Source organism: Brevundimonas sp. 1080, from assembly GCF_040545985.1.
Lineage (GTDB): Bacteria > Pseudomonadota > Alphaproteobacteria > Caulobacterales > Caulobacteraceae > Brevundimonas.
The window spans coordinates 110,228-129,235 of record NZ_JBEPMW010000002.1 but is presented as its reverse complement, the minus strand read 5'-3'; the positions used below and the strand labels follow the sequence as shown (position 1 = coordinate 129,235).

Genomic DNA, 19,008 nt, shown 5'->3' with positions numbered 1-19,008 from the left:
GCAAATGCGGTAAAATCTTCGCAACTGCGAAATTGCATAGGGGGTACTAGCTCATGTCGCAGACCACGAAACGACTTACGGGAGCGGCTGCGCTCCTTCTTCCCACACTCTGTCTGATGGCGGCCGGCGCGGCCAATGCGCAGGACGCCGCGCCCGCCTTGCTCGGCCACCAGGCTGCGCTTGAGCTGGACAGCGCCGGCGCCTCATGGCTCGGCACCTCGACCGCCCTGGTTCTGCTGATGACCCTCCCCGGTCTGGCGCTGTTCTATGGCGGCATGGTGCGCAAGAAGAACGTCATCGCCACCATCACCCAGTCCGTCGGCGTCTTCGCCGTGGTGTCCCTGGTATGGTTCATCGCGGGCTATAGCCTGGCCTTCGGCAAGAACGAGAGCGCCGGCCTTCAGCCCTTCATCGGCAGCCTGGACATGCTGTTCCTGAACGGCGTGTCGCTGAAGACCGCCAACGCCCTGCTGCCGGGCATTCCCGAATTCCTGTTCATCTCTTTCCAGATGACCTTCGCCATCATCACCCCGGCGCTGATTACCGGCGCCTTCGCCGAGCGGTTCAAATATTCGGCGCTGTTGCTGTTCACCGCCCTGTGGTCGCTGCTGGTCTATGCGCCGATCTGCCACTGGGTCTGGGGCGGCGGTTTCCTGGGTTCGGCGGGCGTGCTGGATTTCGCGGGCGGCGCCGTCGTTCACGTCAACTCTGGCGTCGCGGGCCTGGTCTGCGCCATCTTCCTGGGGCGCCGTAAGGGTTATGGCACAGAGGCAATCACCGCCCACAACCCCGTCCTGACCATGATCGGCGCCTCGCTGCTGCTGGTCGGCTGGATCGGCTTCAACGCCGGTTCGGCGGGCGCCGCCAACGATCTGATGGGCGTGGCGCTGCTGAACACCATCCTGGCCGCCGCCGCCGCCGCCCTGACCTGGAAGGTCGTCGAATATATCGAGAAGAAGAAGGTTTCGCTGATCGGCATGCTGTCGGGCGTCGTCGCCGGTCTGGTCGCCATCACCCCGGCGGCCGGCTTCGTCGACCCCAAGGGCGCGGTCATCATCGGCCTGATCGCCGGTCCGGCCTGCTACGCCTCGTCGGTGTGGATCAAGAAGCTGCTGCGCTACGACGACAGCCTGGACGCCTTCGGCATCCACGGCGCGGGCGGCCTGATCGGCGCCCTGCTGACCGGCGTGTTCGCCACGACCGCGATCAACAGCCTGTCGGAAGGCGCCAACGTCGGCGCCCAGGCCCTGGGCCTGCTGTGGACCATCGTCTACAGCGCCGTCGGCACCCTGATCATCCTGTTCATCTGCAAGTTCACCACGGGCCTGCGCGTGAGCGAAGCGGAAGAAGCCGCCGGTCTGGACACCTCGCTGCATGGCGAGGCGCTGGAACACTGAGCTGAGATCGGGCGCGGCTCCCAAACCCGCGCCCGGTTTCGACCTGAAGAGATCAAGTCCAACAAGGGGATAGACTATGAAGAATTCCATGATCCGCACGGCGGCGGCCGCTCTCGCCACAGGCCTGATCTGTCTGGCCGCTCCGGCGTCCGCTGAGGAACTCAAGCTGTCGGCAAACGTCGGCTTGGTCAGCGACTACGTATTCCGTGGTTTTAGCCAGACGAGCGAGAATGCTGCAATCCAGGGCGGCGTAGACGCCACCTATGGTTCCTTCTATGCCGGGGCTTGGGCGTCCACCGTCGATTTCGGTGACGACACGGGCGCGGAGGTCGATGCTTACGGCGGGTACCGCACCGAGGCCGCCGGCTACGCGCTTGATTTCGGGGTGATCGGCTACCTTTATCCGAAGGAGCCTGACGGTGCAGATTACAACTACGTTGAGTTCAAAGCGGCGGCCTCGCGCGCCATCGGTCCGGCTACGTTCGGGGCGGCGGTCTATTACTCACCGGATTTCTTCGGCGTCGATGAAGCGGCGACGTACGTCGAACTGAACGGCGCGTTTTCGCCGATCGAAAAGGTAACGATTTCCGGGGCGGTAGGTCAGCAATTTCTGGACGTCAGTGACGATTATGCGACATGGAACGTTGGCGTAACCTACGCCATCGATCCGGCCATCGGCTTCGACGTCCGCTATCACGACACAGACATCAAGGGCGTTCCCGGTGCTGAAGACCGGGTGGTCGCGGGCGTCAAGTTCGCCTTCTGATCCGGCTAGACTCAATAACAACGGCCCCGGAGAGCGATCTCCGGGGCCGTTTTCGTATCAGCGGGCGTAGCGGTCGTGGACGGGGTCGTAGCTGTCCCAGACCTTGCCGTCGGCCAGTGACCGCAGCAGCTTCAGATATTCCGCGTGGGTCCAGGCCAATGGTGTCGCCGAGTCCGTATTCTGACCCACAGCGTAGTCCTTGGCCGTCGGGTTTCCGACGCCGTCCCACACCTGTTCGGCCAGCATCAGCCCGCCGTTGGCGAACCGCTCCATGCCGCGCACATAGGTCTGGCGGATGGCGGCGATGTCGGCGGCCGAGGGGGCGCCGTTCACGCTGACGCGGGCCAGCTCATAGTGACCGCGTTCGCCCGTGAAGAAGGGCCAGACACGACCGCGCTGACCGGGGCTCATCTCCCCGCCGACGCCATAGTTGGCGCCCGTCAGATGGTCCTCGCCATAGCCATCGACGCCATAACGGCGCCAGCCCGGCGTCTTGTCGCCCTCAGGACCGAAGTCGTAGCGGACGCGATAGAGCGGCTCCAGCGACTGATCGTCATAGACGGGCAGGGTGGACAGGATGTGCGGATCGTCGGCCTTGCGCACGCCATAGCGCACCAGTTCCAGGAAGCCACCGTCCACCACACGGTCTTCCGCCGGCGCAATCTGGCCATTGGCGGCGCCGATCGGGGCCTTGTCGTTCGGGTTCTCGTTCTGAGAGATGCGGATGAAGTAGCGGCCGTCGCCGAAGTCGCCGTTGGTGGTGAACATCCGCTCTTCGATCTTGGACGCATAGCTGTCGGCCGCGATCTGGTAGCGCGTCGCGCCGGCGGCGTCGTCTGAGGCGCGCGCCATTTCGGCAGCCACAGTCAGGCCCGCGACCACGGCGGCGGTGCTGGACGGCGAATAGCCCTGCTGCTCTTCCCAGCGTTCCTGCTGGGTGAAGGGCGGCTTGATCTCCGCGTCATTCCACATCAGCCCGATCTTGCCGCCGTCGACCAGGAAGTCGGCCGCCGGCTTCAGCATGGACCGATAGTGTTCCGTCATCTGGGCGTCCGACAGCCAACCCATTTTCCACAGACGATAGCCCAGCATGATCGGCATGGCGGTCTGGTCCAGTTGAACCGCGACCCACTCCAGCTCGCCGTCCACGTGCGTCTTCTGCAGGAACCAGCCGCCGACGCCGGTGTTGCCGGGCGTGTTCGGGCCGACCTGGACCTGCGGCAGATAGTTGAAGGCCGCCAGCGGCGTCTCCTTGTCGCCCAGCGCCGCCAGAGCCATCGCCACCTGATAGAAGTCACGCGGCCAGACGGCCTTGTAGCCAGTCGAGGACTTCGACGCGTCCACCGTGTCGCCCCACGGATTGGAAAGGCTGGCGATCAGGGCGCCCGCATGGGTGCGATCCTCCTGCACCTTCAGCATCAGAGCCGAGGCGTAGGCCAGCTTGCCCCCGTCGGTCGCCTGTTCGGCGATGCGCGGCAGTTCGGTCAGGGAGCCGACATAGTCTTCCCAGCCGACGCGCTCGCCCTCGCCGTTGAAGCGGGCCAGCACTTCGTCCAGACCAGTCGCGAAAGAACCGTCCGCAGCTGCGCGCGCCTCAGCTTCGCTGGCGCCGAAGCCGATGACGAAGTCGCGCGTGATCCGGCGGCTTTGGCGCAGACGCGGGAGAGCCCCGGTCATCATGGTGTTGCCGGCCTGATCGCCGGTCGAGGCGTAGGTCCAGTCCAGCTTGCCGTCCTTCAGATCGGTCAGACCATCGGACGTCCCCACGAATCCGACGCTGGCCTTTTCGAAGGCCTGGCTGGGCTTCAGGAACAGGTGGGTGTCGCCTTCCCAAGCGTGGAAGCCGTCACGCGTGACCCGACCGCGATCGTCGACGCCCGTGTTGGCGATGTGCGGCTCCAGCATCAGATAGGGCGTCACATCGCCTTTCAGCGCCGTGATGGTGACGCGCAGCACCAGGGCGTTGCGGTCGGGATCGCTGAAGATCTGCTTTTCGATCTCGAAGCGGCCGTTCTTGTCGTGCGTCGTGACGCGATAGGCCGGCGATAGCGGACGCCCTTGGGCATCGACATGCAGATATTCGGTGCGGCTGGTGGTGTCGTCGCCTTCGACGACCAGACCGTCCTGGGTCAAGCCGGCGAAGCGCAGCGCCTTGATCTGAGCCTCATGGATCAGGCCGTACATGGTCTCGGTCAGGACGCCGTCGGCGATGGAATACCAGACCTTGGACACCGCGCCGGTCGGGCCGCCGTCGCGATACTGGCCATCGACATAGGCTTCGTAGGATGCGCCGGCGCCGGTCTTGGCCGCGCTGGACCAGACGGGCGGTGCGCCGGGCGCGCCGGGGGCGACGCCCGACTGGGCGCTTGCGGCGGAAGCGAGGGCCAGGCCGGCGGCGCCGGCGAGGCAGAAGGTACGGAAGTGACGCATTGTGGTCCTCACGGGTTGCGCGTGGGGGCGGGGGAAAGAAGGAAGGTCAAAGGCACGTCCAGGCGCTGGTTCCAGGACGCTTCATTGTGCTGGGCGCCGGGGAAGACCAGGCTGCGGAAATCGCCGGGGCCATAGCCTCGACGGCGGAAGGTCTGATCCACCTGGGTCTGGAAGACGGCGTAGAACTGATCCAGCGTCTCGTCGCCCCGGTCGAAATAGAAGCAGTGGTCGCCCGGTTCGGGCAGGCCGCGTTCGATCACGCCGGTCCAGGCGGCGACCAGGCGTGCGCGCCAGGCGTCCAGCGTCGTGCCGGGCTCGAGCCCTTCGACCTTCAGCGGCCAATGGGTGGACAGACAGGCGGCGGCGGAAAAGACCTGCGGCCGTTTCATCACCGCATACATGGAGATCAGGCCGCCCATGCTGGAGCCGGCGATCATCGTGTCCTGCGGGCCGGTCAGGGTGCGGTAGGCGCTGTCGATGAAGGGCTTCAACTCCTCGACCAGGAACCGCAGATAGCCGTCGGACAAGGACGGACCGCCGTAGATAGCCTGGACCTCGTCGCGCATGTCGGCGGGCAGGGCGGCGATCAGGTCGGCGGGGACATATTCCCTCAGCCGCAGGTCGGTGTTCCAGATCCCCACCACGATCGGCGCCCGCACCTGACCGCTTTCGATCAGCCGCGTCAGATGCTCGTCCACGCCCCATTCGCCGAAGTTGGCCGTGGCCGGATCGAACAGGTTCTGGCCGTCGTGCATGTAGAGAACAGGCCAGGCGGCGTCGGACGCCTCATATCCGGGCGGCAGCCAGACCGAGACGTTGCGCGCCTTCACATGGGCCGACGCGACCGCCTCATGCCGCACCAGCCGTCCGCCCGCGAGGGCGCCCTCGGCGCGCGCCGCGCCGGCGAAGGGCAGGGCGGCCATGAGGGCCAGAAGACCCCGACGGTTCATCCGCGATGCTCCTTGACCATCAGCGCGCTGGCGGCGGCCAGGACGAAGGAGACGGCGCCCAGCACCAGGGCCCAGATCGCCTGACCATCGAACAGGGTCTTCAGGATCAGGCCCAGAACCGTCGCGGCCAGCAGCTGGGGCACGACGATGAAGATGTTGAAGACGCCCATATAGACGCCCATCTTCCGGTCCGGCACCGCCGCCGACAGGATGGCGTAGGGCATGGAGACGATCGACGCCCAGGCGAAACCGACGCCGATCATCGGCAGCCACAGCAGTCCCGGCTCGCGGATGGCGAAGACGCCGAACAGGCCGGCGGCGCCGAGCATCAGCATCAGGGCGTGGGTCGCCTTGCGTCCGACCCGCTTGGCGATGGCCGGCAGGGTGAAGGCCGCCAGGGCCGCCACGCCGTTATAGACCCCGAACAGAACCCCCACCCAGTCCGCGCCCGTGGCGTAGGCGGCTGAGGTGGTGTCCGTCGCGCCGTAATGGACGCGGGTCACGGCCGCAGTAGTGTAGATCCACATGGCGAACAGGGCGAACCAGCTGAAGAACTGAACGACAGCCAGGCCGCGCATGGTCTCCGGCATGCGGAAGATGTCGTTCAGGATTTCGGTCGCGGCGTTGGTGATGCGGCGACGCTGCATCATGCCGACGGCGATCTGGAGCAGGCCGAACCCGGCGAAGAAGCCGGCCAGGATCAGCAGCTCCTTCTCCAGATCGAGCGCGCCGATCAGCACAAAACCCAGTCCGCCGAGCACGGCGCACACCAGGCCCGACGTCATCCAGCCCTGGACGCTGCGGGCCGGCGCTTCGGCCTCGACGGGCGCGGTCGGCGCGTCGTCTCGGGCGCGTTCGAAGGCCGCGACCTGTTCGGGGCTGTATTCCTTGGTCGACAGCACCGTCCACAGCACGGCAGAGAACAGGCCGGCGGCGCCGACGTAGAAGGCGATCTTGACCGACAGGGGCACTACGCCCGCCTCGGCGGTCGAGGCGATGTCGAAGACGTTGGATAACAGCCACGGCAGGACCGAGGCGAAGACCGCGCCGGCGCCGATGAAGAAGCTCTGCATCGCATAGCCGGCGGTGCGCTGCTCCTCCGGCAGGTTGTCGCCGACGAAGGCGCGGAACGGCTCCATGGTGATGTTGATCGAGGCGTCCATGATCCACAGCATGGCCGCGGCGAACCACAGGCTGGGGCTGTTGGGCATGGCGATAAGGGCCAGGGTGGTGGCGATGGCCCCGACCAGGAAATAGGGGCGGCGACGCCCGAACCGGGTCCAGGTCTTGTCGCTGAAATGACCGATGATCGGCTGGACCAGCAGACCCGTCAGCGGCGCGGCGATCCAAAGGATCGCCAGGCTGTCGACCTCGGCGCCCAGCGTCTGGAAGATCCGGCTGGTGTTGGCGTTCTGCAGGCCGAAGCCGATCTGGATGCCGAAGAAGCCGACGCACATGTTCCAGATCGCCAGGCCGGACAGGCGCGGGCGGTGCGAGAGAAGGGTCATCCGCGTCGCGCCCGGCCGACCGGCACGAACCGGATGGCCTGACCGCCGCCAGGGGCCAGCGCCAGGGTCAGGGTGTCAGACGACGTGACCTCGCGCTGCTCGATGACGATGTCCTCGCGCTTGCCGCGATAGTCGGCGTCCGGCCCGTCGCGATAGATTTCGGCCCGATATCGACGGCCGGCGTCCAGGAAGTCGAGCGGGGCCTTCAGCACGCGAGGATGCTCGTCGGTGACGGCGCCCAGGGCCCAGACATCCGTGCCGCGCTGCTTGCGAACCGTGACGACATAGTCGCCCAAGGCGGCATCCAGCGTGCGGCTCTCGCTCCAGTCGACCGGCACATCCTTGATGAACTGGAACGGGCCAGGGTTGGCCTCGTAGTTGACCAGCAGGTCCGCCGCCATCTGGATCGGGCTGTAGATCACGACATAAAGCGCCAGCTGCTTGGCCCAGGTCGTCTGCACGCCGCCGGGGCTGCGCGTCTCCATGCCGAAAATGCCAGGCGTATAGTCCATCGGCCCGGCCAAGAGGCGGGTGAAGACCAGGTTCGGCTCATGCTCGGGCGGATTGCCGGGATTGCCCCAGGCCGAATATTCCATGCCGCGCTGACCCTCGCGGCTGATGATGTTTGGATAGGTGCGGCGAAGGCCGGTGTCCTTGAACGGCTCGTGAGCGTTGACGGCGACCTTGTGGCGATAGCCGGCCTCGACCACGCGCAGGTGGTGCTGGGCCATCGCCTGGCTCTCGTGCCAAGCCATCACCATCTGTCCGTCTGGCCCGGCGACGCGGGCGCCTTGCGCATCAGCGACATAGCCGGTCTTCACCGAATGGACGCCGAGGCGCTCATAAAGCGCCATGGCCGGTTCGAGCTGCTGCTCATAGTGGAAGGCGTTGCCGCCGGTCTCGTGGTGGCCGATCAGCTGCACGCCCCTCGACCGCGCGTGGGCGCAGACCGCCTCGATGTCGAAATCGGGATAGGCCTCGGTAAAGCTGAAGTCCGCGCCGTTGGCGAACCACTGGCCGTCCCAGCCCTTGTTCCAGCCTTCGACCAGAACGCCACCCAGGCCGTGCTTGGCGGCGAAGTCGATGTGTTTGATCGCATTCTCGGTCGTGGCGCCATGCTTGGGCCCGGAGTTCCAAGTCTTCAGGTCCAGGTGCATTTCCCACCAGACGCCGACGTACTTCATCGGCTTGAACCAGCTGACGTCGCCCAGCTTGTTGGTCTCGTTCAGGTTCAGGATCAGGCTGGAATCCAGCAGGCCAGCGGCGCTGTCGGAGATTTGCAGGGTCCGCCAGGGCGTGTTGAACGGCGCCGCGCGCACCACCGCCGCATTGGTGAGGCCCGGCGTCAGCTGAGCGCGGAACTTCGTTTCCTCCGACCGGCGCAGGTTCATCCCCGCATAGTCGATGCAGGCGGCCTCGTGGATCGAGACGTGCAGGCCCGACTGGCCCCGAACCGTCATTGGCGTCTGGGCGCTGCCGACCGCATCGATGGGCGTGCGGCTATAGAGATATTCCTCGCGGTTCCATTCCCAGGCCGGGCACCACAGGGCCTCGCCGTTTTCGGCCAGATTGAACTCGGTGATTTCCGAACCGATGCGGACGGTGGTCAGGCCAGCCTGCTGCGGGAACTCGTAACGGAAGCCCAGACCGTCGTCGTACAGGCGGAAGACCACGTCCACGCGGCGTCGCAGGCCGCCGGTCTCGGCATAGGCGACGCGCCATTCGTTGTAGTGGTTGCGGATGAACTGCCGCTCGCCCCACGGCTGCTCCCAGGTGTCGTCGACCGTGACCGGCTGCCCTGCCGTCAGGGCCAGGCCGCGCTCGATGGCCGGCGCGTCGGTCAGGAGGAAACCCAACTTGGACGGGGCCACCACGACCCGGCCCTGACGCAGCACCGAATACATCGGCCGTCCGTCGTTGTCGGTGAAAGCCTCGACCGTCAGCACGCCGCCGGGCGACGACGCGCGGGCATGGTTCGGCGCGGTCTGGGCGCGCGCGCCCGTCGCCCCCAGAGCCAGGATCGACACGCCGCCAAGGGCCAGGAAGGATCTGCGCTGCATCATGGGAACTCCGTTACGCCGCCTCTTGCCAACCGCCGCGAACGGTGGCTGAAATATTTGCAGAAAATTTTGCAGCTTCACCATGCTGCTGTGAGGACCCGCGACCTTGAGCCGCAAGACAACCCGTCTCGAAGACATCGCCCGCCTGGCCGGCGTGTCCATCGCCACCGCCTCGCGCGCCCTGAACGACAGCCCCGCCGTCAACGATCGCACCAAACAGACGATCTGGAAGCTGGCCAAGGAACACGACTATCCGTTCCGCCGCCATATGCCCGCCGGCCCGATCGGCGCCCAAGGCACCATCGCCCTGGTGGTGCCGCGCCCGCAGGGGCGCGAAGGGCGCCTCAGCGACCCCTTCTTCCTGGAGCTTCTGGCTGGGGTTGGCGAGGCGGCGCGCGAACGCGGCTGCGACCTGCTGATGAGCCATATCTCGCCCGCCAACTATGACGAGCTGTCGGCGGCGCTGAACACAAGCCGGGCGGATGGCGTGATCTTCCTGGGCCAATCCAGCCTGCATTCGGCCTTCAACCGTCTGGTCGACGCCGACCATCGTTTCGTCGTCTGGGGCGCAGAACTGCCCGACCAGGACTATTGCTCCATCGGCTCGGACAACATCTCCGGCGGACGCCGCGCGACCCTGCATCTGGCGCGGCTGGAGCGAAAGCGCATCGTCTTCCTGGGCGATCTGGATCCGCCCGAGGCCATGCAGCGGCATCGCGGCTATCTGGACGCCTTGAGCCAGAGCGGGCTGGACGTGGACGCCGACCTGATCGTGCCTGCGCATTTCGAGGTCGAATCCGCCGAGGCCGCCGTGGACGCCCTGATCCGACGCGGGCTGGATTTCGATGGCGTCGTGGCTGCGTCCGATCAGATCGCGCTCGGAGCCGTAAGGGCGCTGCTGCACGCCGGCGTCGAGGTGCCGGGCCAGGTCTCGGTCATCGGCTTCGACAATGTGCCGTTCAGCCGCTACTCGCGCCCGGCGCTCAGCACCATCGCCCAGGACACGATGAAGGCCGGCCGGTTGATGGTGTCCAAACTGCTGGATCACGGCGGCGCCGCAGCAGGCCGTTCCGAGCGCGTTCCGACCGAGCTGATCGTTCGCGAGACCTGCGGCGGCTGAACCCGTCATCCGGCGTCGGCGAAGATCAGGCCAGCCAGCGGCCTCAGCGTCGATTCGTCCGCCTCGGTCCAGTTGACCCCCGCGATCCGCCGCGCGCCGGCAGGCGCAGACCAGTCCACGGCCTCGAAGCCCAAGTTGAACACGCACAGCAGACGCTCGCCGCCCTCGGCCCGTTCGAACCGGCGGAAGACCACCAGGTCGCCCGCGCTCTCGATCTCCAACCCGCCGGTCCGCAGCGCCGGATGGGCCTGACGCAGGGCGATGATGCGGCGCGCGGCATGCAGGATCGAGGTCGGGTCCGCCTCCTGCGCATCCACGGCCAGCGACAGATGGCGCGGATCGACCGGCAGCCAGGGCTCGACCGTCGAGAAGCCGGCGTTGGGCGCCGAGGCCACCCAGGGGATCGGCGTGCGGGCGCCGTCGCGGCCCAGAGTCTCAGGCCAGTTGGCGATGGCCTCGGGATCGACCAGCCGCTCGAACGGCACCTCGGCCTGAGGCAGGCCCAACTCTTCGCCCTGATAGACGAAGACATTGCCGCGCAGGCACATCAGCAACAGCAGGGCCATTTCCGAGAAGGCCTTCTCGTCCCGGCCCTGGGCCCAACGCGACACCGCGCGCGGCGCATCGTGGTTGGAGAAGGTCCAGGACGGCCAGCCCTCGCCCTGCTGATCCGGCCACATGCCGTCACCGAGGCCGATCAGTTCGCTCTTCAGCGTATCGGCATAGAGATAGAGGAAGCCATAGGCTGAGTGCAGGCGGTCGTTCCCGGCGGTGAATTCCTTCATCTCGCGGTCAGCGTGATCGCCGCCGACCTCCGCCACCGTGAACCGGCCTTCATAGCTGTCGGTCAGGGCGCGGATGCGGTTCAGGAAGCCGATGATGTCCGGGTGGGACTGATTGTAAATCTTGTCCTGGAAATCGAACGGCCGCGTGCGCTTCTTGCCGTCCTGGATCGGCGGATTGTCGCGCAGGGACGGGTCATGGATGGCGAAGTTGATCGCATCCAGACGGAAGCCGTCCACCCCCCGATCCAGCCAGAACCGCGCCGCTGCGATCAGGGCGTCCTGAACCGCTGGATTCCTGACGTTCAGCTGAGGCTGGGAGGCCAGGAAATTATGCATGTAGTACTGGCCGCGCCGCGCGTCCCAGGTCCAGGCCGGGCCGCCGAACACCGACTGCCAGTTCGAGGGCGGCGAGCCGTCCGGCTTGGCGTCGGCCCAGACATACCAGTCGGCGTGGTCACCGTTGCGGCTGGCGCGGCTATCGGTGAACCAGGGATGTTCGTCCGAGGTGTGTGAGAAGACCTGATCGATGACGACCTTCAGCCCCAGTGCATGGGCGCGCGCGATCAGGGCGTCGAAGTCGGCCAATGTGCCGAAGATCGGATCGACGTCGCAGTAGTCCGACACGTCGTAGCCGAAGTCCTTCATCGGCGACGTGAAGAAGGGCGACAGCCAGACGCCGTCGACGCCTAGAGAGGCGACGTGGTCGAGGTGCTGGGTGATCCCCTTCAGATCGCCGACGCCGTCGTCGTTGGAGTCGGCGAAGCTGCGCGGATAGATCTGATACAGCACCGCGCCGCGCCACCAGTCGTGCGCCAATGCGGGGGCGGCGTCAGCCGCGGAAAGATCGAGGGGCAGGGCAGTCACGGCACGCTCTTGCAGACGAGGTAATCGAGGGGGGGCACGCGAACGGCGACGCTGGCGGGCGCGGAGGATTCGGGTGCGCAATCGCCGCGCAGAGCTTGCCACCGCATTGAACCGGGCTCCACCTCGACTTGAGCGGCGACGGGCGTAGTCGAGCTGTTGAACAGGGCCAGGATCTCCGATCCGTCCTCGCCGACGCGCGACAGGGCGAACAGGCCGGGCTTGTCGCCATAGGCGCGCACGACCTGACGGCCGCGTCGCAGGGCCGGCTCCTCGGCGCGGATGCGGGTCATCTCTGCGATCGCCTGGTAGAGGGGGGCGTCCGTGGAATAGGCCGGCTGGCGACCGCCAACGGGCGTCTCGTTCGCATAGACCGGCGTGCGGCTGAGCCACATGTCCTGGCGCGAGTTCCCGTATCCGCCCGCGCCCGCGAAACCCTGTTCATCCCCGTAATAGAGCGTGGGCACGCCCCGGCTGAACATCATCAGGGCATGGGCCAGTTTGATGCGCGCCAGCACCTCGGCGTCGTCGGCGTTCGGATTAGCCTGTTTCACGAAGAAGCCGACCCGGCCCATGTCATGGTTGCCCAGGAAGGTCGGCAGGATGGCGGCGGTCTCGGCGCCCTTGTCATAGATCGTGTCGGCGTCGAACAGCTTGGCCAGGGCGTCGGTCCCGACCTTGCCAGACGCCACATCGGTCGCCTGCTTCTGGAACGGGAAGTCCAGCACCGCCGGATAGCCGTCGACCCGCGTGAACCGCGCCGTCACCGCCGGATCAGGATCATAGACCTCGCCGAAGATGTGGAAGTTCGGGATGCCCTTGGCCTCGGCGCGGGCGATCATGGCGGGGATGAAGGCCTGCCAGAAGCCCGGGTTCACATGACGGGCGGTGTCTATGCGGAAGCCGTCGATCCCGTATTTGTCGATCCAGCCGCCGAAGATGTCGATCATGCCCTGGATGACCACCGGGTCCTCGGTCAGCAGGTCGTCCAGCCCGGCGAAGTCCCCGTCCAGGCTGCTTTCGCCGGTGAAGGTGCTTTCGCCCCGGTTATGATAGTGGATCGGGTCGTTCAGCCAGGCCGGAACCTTGGCGTTCTCCTCGCCCGCCGGGACATAGGGGGTGTAGGCGTAGTCGGGCTGGGTCAGGCGCGAGAAGTCGCGACCGTCAAAGCCCTCATTGATCGGCGCGCCATCGACGCCGCCGCGACGGGTGTAGGGATAGTCAGCGCGACTGCGATAGGCGCAGCGACCCTCCGGGCATTCGCGATACTGGATGACGTCGGCGGTGTGGTTGGCGACGATGTCCAGATAGACCTTCATGCCGCGCGCATGGGCTGCCTCGACCAGGGCGCGCATCGCAGCCTCGTCGCCGAAGTGCGGATCGACGGCGGTGAAGTCGGTGATCCAGTAACCGTGGTGCGCCGCGCCGGTGTAGTCGCCATGGCTCTGCACCGGCTTGTTCTTGAACACGGGTGCCAGCCAGACCGCCGTCGCGCCAAGGCCCTGGATATAGTCCAGCTGTTGGGTCACCCCCGCCAGGTCGCCGCCATGATAAAAATCGGTATCGGCCGGATCGAACCCGCTCTTCAGCCGGTCAGCGGTATAACCGCCGTGGTCATTCGATGCATCGCCATTGGCGAAGCGATCCGGCAGCAGGAAGTAGATCACCTCGTCCTGAGGAAGGCGTTGACGTAGGGCTGACAGGGCGTCTTCGGCCTGGCGCGTTTGCGCCGTCGTCGGCGTTGCAAAGCCGCTCAGCAGGGCCGCCGCCGCCATCGCCGCGTGCAGTCCGGCCCCTTTGGAGGATCCCCTCGCCATGACGCTCACTCCCTTGCGTCTGGAAAGTGCAAAGCCTTCCAGATCGATTTGCAAGATTTTGCAGCAATGTGCGGGGCTGTCAACGCGTCGGTGAAATGCTGCGATGCGTCATAAACACAGCGCGAGACCGCACATTCCGGTGCCTTGGCAAGCTATGAACCGGCGTCAAGTGCGACGGAAATCAGGCCCCCGCATTAACTGCTTGCAACATTCCAAAAGATTTGCATATTTTTGCGACGGCTTCAGATCGCGACGTTCAGAATCGCGGTCAGCCCCAGGGAGGATGACCATGTTCCAACGTCTCAACCGGCGCGCACGCCTGCTATCCGGCGTCGCCTTCGGCGCAGCCGCCCTGATGGCGGTCGGCTCGGCCCACGCACAAACCGCCGCCGCGACAACGCAGGCCGACGATCAGGCGACGCAGGTCGATGAGATTGTCGTCACCGGCATTCGTCGTTCGATCGAAGCTGCGATCTCGGCCAAGGCCAACAACACCTCGATCGTCGAAGTCATCTCGGCCGAAGACATCGGCAAGCTGCCGGACGTCTCGATCGCCGAATCCCTGGCGCGCCTGCCGGGCGTGACCATGCAGCGCCTCGACGGCCGCAGCCAGGCGATCTCCATCCGTGGCTTGGGCCCCGACTTCACCACCGCCCTGCTGAATGGGCGCGAACTGGTCACCACCGGCGACAACCGCGGCGTCGAGTTCGACCAGTTCCCCGCCGAACTGCTGAACAGCGTCGTCGTCTACAAGACCCCGGACGCGGCTCTGATTGGTCAAGGTCTGGGCGGCACCGTCGACCTGCGCACCGTTCGCCCGCTAGCATACGGCCGTCAGGCCATCGCTCTGAACTATCGTCATGAGTGGAACGAGCTGGGCGCCCTGAACTCGGGCACGACCGACAACGGCGACCGCTACACCATCTCCTATATCGATCAGTTCCTGGACGGCACGCTGGGCGTGGCCCTGGGCTACGCCCACATGAGTTCGCCCTATCAGTCAGAGCGCTTCAACGCCTGGGGCTATCCCAACTACACGGACGGCAATCTGCTGACCGGCGGTGTGAAGCCCTATGTGATGTCGTCGGAGCTGGAGCGCGACGGCTATATGGGCGTGCTGGAATGGCGCCCGAACGATCGCATCCACTCGACGATCGACGCCTTCTATTCCGAGTTCAAGAACACCCAGGTCCTTCGCGGCATCGAATTCCCGCTGGCGTGGGGTGGTTCCTCTGGTGACTGCACCGTGAACGTCCCGTCGGCGGTCTGCCGTCCCGGCCCCGCGCTGCGCCCTGGCTACACGGTCCAGGACGGCCTGATCGTCGCCGGCACCTGGGACAACATCAAGGGTGTGGTCCGCAACGACCTGAACAAGCGCGACAGCAACATCACCGCCTTGGGCTGGAACACCGAGTTCACGCTCAGCGACGACTGGTCGGCGAACCTGGACCTGAGCTATTCGAAGGTCGAGCGTAACGACATCATCCTGGAAACCAACGCCGGCACCGGCCGCAACGTTAACGGCGCGCTGGACACTCTGGGCTTTGAACTGACCGACGATGGCGTGACCCGCTTCACCAGCCGTCTGAACTACGCCGATCCGAACCTGATCCGCATCACCAGCCCGCAAGGCTGGGGCGGCGACGTCATTCCTGGCGGTCAGGCCGGTTATATGAACACGCCGTCCATCGAGGACGAGATCAAGGCCGCTCGCTTCTCTGTGACGCGTGAACTGCACCAGAGCCCGTTTAAGTCGATCGACTTCGGCGCCAACTACACCGAGCGTCAAAAGAGCTTCGTCAACGACCAGTTCTATCTCGGCGTCCCCGGCGGCGGCGATCTGACCGTGCCTTCAGCCTTCCTGCTGGACCCGACCGACCTTGGCTATCTCGGCATCAGCGCCGTGCTGAGCTACGACGCTCTCGGCCTGGTCAATAGCGGCGCATTGAACCGCGTCCGCAACCCGAACGCCGACGTCACGGCCGGCAACTGGGAAGTGACGGAAAAGGTCTCGACCGCCTACGTCCGCGCCAACATCGATCACAACCTGTTCGGCCGGGCCCTGACCGGCAACGTCGGCATGCAGTTCGTCTATACCGACCAAAGCTCCAGCGGCTTCTCGGCGCGGCAGGTCGGACCGGGCGTCTCCGAGACCATCGCGGTGACGGGCGGCGACGAATATCTGGAGATTTTGCCTAGCGCGAACTTCATCCTGGAAACCGGCGAGGACATGTTCGCGCGTCTGGCAGTTTCGCGCACCTTGGCCCGTCCGCGCATGGACGATATGCGCGCCTCGCGAAACTACAGCTATAACCCCAGCTTGGCCCAATCGACCGACATCAACCGTTCCCCCTGGGGCGGCGGCGGCGGCAACCCGGAACTGCGGCCGTACATCGCGGACGTGATCGACGTGTCGTTCGAGAAGTATTTCGCCAACCGTAAGGGCTACATCTCGCTGGCGGCTTTCTACAAGAACCTGGAAAGCTACGTCTTTAATCGCAATCAGATCTTCGACTTCACCGGCTATCCGATCGGCGTGATTTCGCCAACGAACCCCGAGCCAGCCTTGCGCCAAGGCCTGGTCGGCGCGCCTGACAATGGCGAGGGCGGCTGGATCAAGGGCCTTGAACTGTCGATCTCGGCGCCGTTCGACATCTTCCATCCGGCCCTGGAAGGTTTCGGCGCCCAGTTCAGCGCCTCGACCACGGACAGCGAAGTTCAGCCCGATCCGACCCAGGCCCCGACCGCCCTGCCGGGTCTGTCGGAGAACGTGATCAACGGCTCGCTCTACTATGAGCGCTACGGCTTCCAATCGCGGATTTCGGCCCGCTATCGCTCGGATTATCTGGGCGAGGTCGCCGGCTTCGGCAACGGCCGCACACTGCGTTCGGTCGCGGCGGAAACGGTCGTCGACGCCCAGGTCGGCTATGAGTTCCAGTCCGGTCCGCTGGAAGGCCTGTCGGTTCTGGCTCAGGTCAACAACCTGACCGACGAGCCGTTCAAAACCTTCGAGAACGGCGATGAGCGCCGGACCATCGACTATCAGCACTACGGCCGCACCTTCGCTGTCGGGCTGAACTACAAGTTCTGATTTCCCCTCTCTTCTGAGCAAACTTGGGCCGCCGCGTTCGCGAGGCGGCCCTTTTCTTTGCCTGCGACCCTGCTCGGCGGAAAAGTTTCGTTACAGAGCACTCTTTTCGGCTGGACGCGCCTTTCGCGATGGCCGAACCAAGCAGGATGAGAACCGCGCGACCACAGCGCGGCCGTTCGATTTCACTGGGGGATCATTCATGACCGTTCCGGACACCGGAAAACGCCAGGGCGCGGGCCTGGCCTTCGCCTATGTCACCACGCTGTTCTTCGCCTGGGGCTTTGCGACCTCGCTGATCGATCCGCTGATCGCGGCGGTGAAGCGGGTGTTCGACCTGAACAACGCTGAGGCCTTCCTGACCACCTTCGCCTGGTTCATCGCCTACGGGCTGATGTCGTTGCCGGCGGCCTCGGTCCTCAGCAAACTGGGCTACAGCCGCTCGATCATCGGCGCCCTGATCGTCATGGTCGCGGGCTGTCTGATCGTGCCGGCCGCCACCGCAGCCGACTGGTATCCCGGCGTCCTGATCGCTCTGTTCGTCATCGCCTCGGGGGTGACCCTTCTGCAGGTCGCGGCCAACCCGCTGGTTGCCGAACTGGGCAGCCCCAAGGGCGCCTCCAGCCGACTGAACCTGTCGCAGGCCTTCAACTCGTTGGGCACGACGGTCGGTCCGTGGCTGGGCTCGCACGTCCTGCTGACGGGCGGCGTCTTCGCCGCCGGCGCCGTGGTGACCGCCGCAACCCGCACCCAGTCGCTGCGCAGCATCGACATGGCTTTCCTGGGCATGGGCGCCTTCTTCGCCTTGATCGCCGTCTTCATCTTCACGGCCCGGAAGAAGATCAATGCAGCGGCGCCGGAGTTCCACAACGCGGTCTCGCCGCTGAAGGCGCTGTCGTCGCCGTGGGCCGTGTTCGGCGCCCTGGCCATCTTCCTCTACGTCGGTTCCGAAGTCGCCATCGGTGGCATGTTGACCAATTTCCTGGAAAGCCCCGACATCCTGAACGCCCCTATCGAGACGGCGGGCAAGATGGTCGCCCTGTACTGGGGCGGCGCCATGGTGGGCCGCTTCATCGGCTCGCTCGTCCTGACCAAGGTTCGCCCCGGCATCGTTCTGGCCTTCTGCACCGTCGCGGCGGCCGTCCTGTGCCTGACCGTCAGCCAGATCGGCGGCCCGACGGCGGCCTATGCCGTCCTGTCGATCGGCCTGTTCAACTCGATCATGTTCCCGACCATCTTCACCCTGACGCTGGAGCGCTCGACCGCCCCGACCTCTGCGACGTCGGGCTTGCTGGTGTTCGGCATCATCGGCGGCGCCCTGCTGCCCCAAGTCGCGGCGCATATCGCCGATGCGGCCGGCAAGCTTCAGCCCGCCTTCATCGTGCCGATGCTGGGCTACGTCGGCCTGACCATCTTCGCCATCGGCTGCATCCGCACCAAGGCGCGTACCGAAGTGACCTCGACCGCCTCGCACTGAGCCGGTCGCCAGACAAGACAAAGGGCGCGGAGGTCAGCCTCCGCGCCCTTTTTCATTTCGGCTATGGGATCAGCCGTCGATCAGGGACTGAAGAATGGGCGCCAGTCGGTCGCGCATTTCCTCACATTGGGCGGGTTCGATGTTGAAGCTGCCGCCGCCCAGCTCACGACTGACCGACATGCCCATGATGAAGCCGGCCAGGAGCCGCGCGCGGACGGTGGCGTCCGGCCCGCTCAGCCATTCCTCCAGCGGACCGAAGAAGCGCTGGGTGCAGGTGTTCTGAACCATCTCCGACGCCTTTGCCGAGCCGATGGAGCGCAGCATGATCGACATGCCCTTCAGCTTTTCGGCCTTCTTGGGTTCGAAGACGATCTCGTGCGCCACGCGCCGGCCGAAGTCGGCCTTTTCGCCCTGCATCAGGGCGCTGCCGTCGCCGCAGCTGTCCAGCGCGGCCAAGAACAGGTCGTCCTTGGAGCCGAAGTAGCGGCTGATCAGGGCCGCATCGACGCCGACATCGCGGGCGATGTCGCGCATGCCCACGTCGTCATAGCTCTCGGCCGCGAATCTCTCGCGCGCAGCATCGAGAATGGCCGTGCGCGTGGCGGCGGCGTTTCTCGGGCGTGGGCCGGGACATAACAAGGTGATGACACTCCACAGACAATAACCGTAGATCACATATGGCTTTGTCAACGCCTGTTGACAAGCGCCACAGCTCCGACCATTAAGTCACCACGCGTTGACAAGGCCGA

The 19,008-nt window shown here is 65.6% G+C and carries 12 protein-coding genes; 5 read left to right on the top strand and 7 right to left on the bottom strand.

Annotated features, from left to right (window positions below; all coding sequences use genetic code 11):
• Window positions 1–116 precede the first annotated feature (116 nt).
• Window positions 117–1,397 (top strand): ammonium transporter, encoded by a 1,281-nt coding sequence (locus tag ABIC32_RS06045; RefSeq protein ID WP_354073131.1) that lies wholly within the window; start codon window positions 117–119, stop codon window positions 1,395–1,397.
• 88 nt (window positions 1,398–1,485) lie between these two features.
• On the top strand, window positions 1,486–2,163 hold the full coding sequence (locus ABIC32_RS06040; protein WP_354073129.1) for a TorF family putative porin: 678 nt from the start codon (window positions 1,486–1,488) through the stop codon (window positions 2,161–2,163).
• Window positions 2,164–2,220: 57 nt separating this feature from the next.
• Here ABIC32_RS06040 and ABIC32_RS06035 read toward each other — a convergent pair whose 3' ends face one another.
• Genes ABIC32_RS06035 through ABIC32_RS06020 form a run of 4 tightly spaced genes read right to left on the bottom strand, consistent with a single transcriptional unit; the run spans window position 2,221 to window position 9,114 of the window.
• Window positions 2,221–4,593, bottom strand: coding sequence for a glucan 1,4-alpha-glucosidase (locus ABIC32_RS06035; RefSeq protein ID WP_354073127.1), 2,373 nt, complete (start codon window positions 4,591–4,593; stop codon window positions 2,221–2,223).
• A gap of 8 nt (window positions 4,594–4,601) precedes the next feature.
• Window positions 4,602–5,543: an alpha/beta hydrolase gene (locus ABIC32_RS06030; protein ID WP_354073125.1), complete on the bottom strand. Its 942-nt coding sequence runs from the start codon at window positions 5,541–5,543 to the stop codon at window positions 4,602–4,604.
• A complete protein-coding gene (locus ABIC32_RS06025; RefSeq protein WP_354073123.1) occupies window positions 5,540–7,051 on the bottom strand; it encodes an MFS transporter in 1,512 nt (503 codons plus the stop codon). The genes ABIC32_RS06030 and ABIC32_RS06025 overlap by 4 nt, the downstream gene beginning before the upstream one ends.
• Window positions 7,048–9,114, bottom strand: a complete 2,067-nt coding sequence (locus ABIC32_RS06020) for a glycoside hydrolase family 97 protein (protein ID WP_354073121.1) — start codon at window positions 9,112–9,114, stop codon at window positions 7,048–7,050. Before ABIC32_RS06020 ends, ABIC32_RS06025 begins: the two co-directional genes overlap by 4 nt.
• A 103-nt stretch (window positions 9,115–9,217) precedes the next feature.
• Here ABIC32_RS06020 and ABIC32_RS06015 point away from each other — a divergent pair, with 103 nt between their 5' ends.
• Window positions 9,218–10,231 carry a LacI family DNA-binding transcriptional regulator gene (locus ABIC32_RS06015; protein ID WP_354073119.1) on the top strand — a complete coding sequence of 338 codons (1,014 nt, stop codon included), beginning with the start codon at window positions 9,218–9,220 and terminating at the stop codon, window positions 10,229–10,231.
• A gap of 5 nt (window positions 10,232–10,236) precedes the next feature.
• Here the strand turns inward: ABIC32_RS06015 and ABIC32_RS06010 are convergent, their stop codons facing one another.
• Window positions 10,237–11,880 (bottom strand): alpha-amylase family glycosyl hydrolase, encoded by a 1,644-nt coding sequence (locus ABIC32_RS06010; RefSeq protein ID WP_354073117.1) that lies wholly within the window; start codon window positions 11,878–11,880, stop codon window positions 10,237–10,239.
• Window positions 11,877–13,694 carry an alpha-amylase family glycosyl hydrolase gene (locus tag ABIC32_RS06005; protein WP_354073115.1) on the bottom strand — a complete coding sequence of 606 codons (1,818 nt, stop codon included), beginning with the start codon at window positions 13,692–13,694 and terminating at the stop codon, window positions 11,877–11,879. The genes ABIC32_RS06010 and ABIC32_RS06005 overlap by 4 nt, the downstream gene beginning before the upstream one ends.
• Window positions 13,695–13,983: 289 nt before the next feature.
• Between ABIC32_RS06005 and ABIC32_RS06000 the strand changes: the two genes are divergently transcribed.
• Entirely contained in the window at window positions 13,984–16,785 is a 2,802-nt protein-coding gene (locus ABIC32_RS06000) for a TonB-dependent receptor (protein ID WP_307510238.1), read from the top strand.
• A gap of 199 nt (window positions 16,786–16,984) precedes the next feature.
• A complete protein-coding gene (locus ABIC32_RS05995) occupies window positions 16,985–18,259 on the top strand; it encodes a sugar MFS transporter (RefSeq protein ID WP_354073112.1) in 1,275 nt (424 codons plus the stop codon).
• A gap of 69 nt (window positions 18,260–18,328) precedes the next feature.
• On the opposite strand, the gene ABIC32_RS05990 is transcribed toward ABIC32_RS05995, so the two are convergent.
• A complete protein-coding gene (locus ABIC32_RS05990; RefSeq protein ID WP_240893620.1) occupies window positions 18,329–18,934 on the bottom strand; it encodes a TetR/AcrR family transcriptional regulator in 606 nt (201 codons plus the stop codon).
• Window positions 18,935–19,008 lie beyond the last annotated feature (74 nt).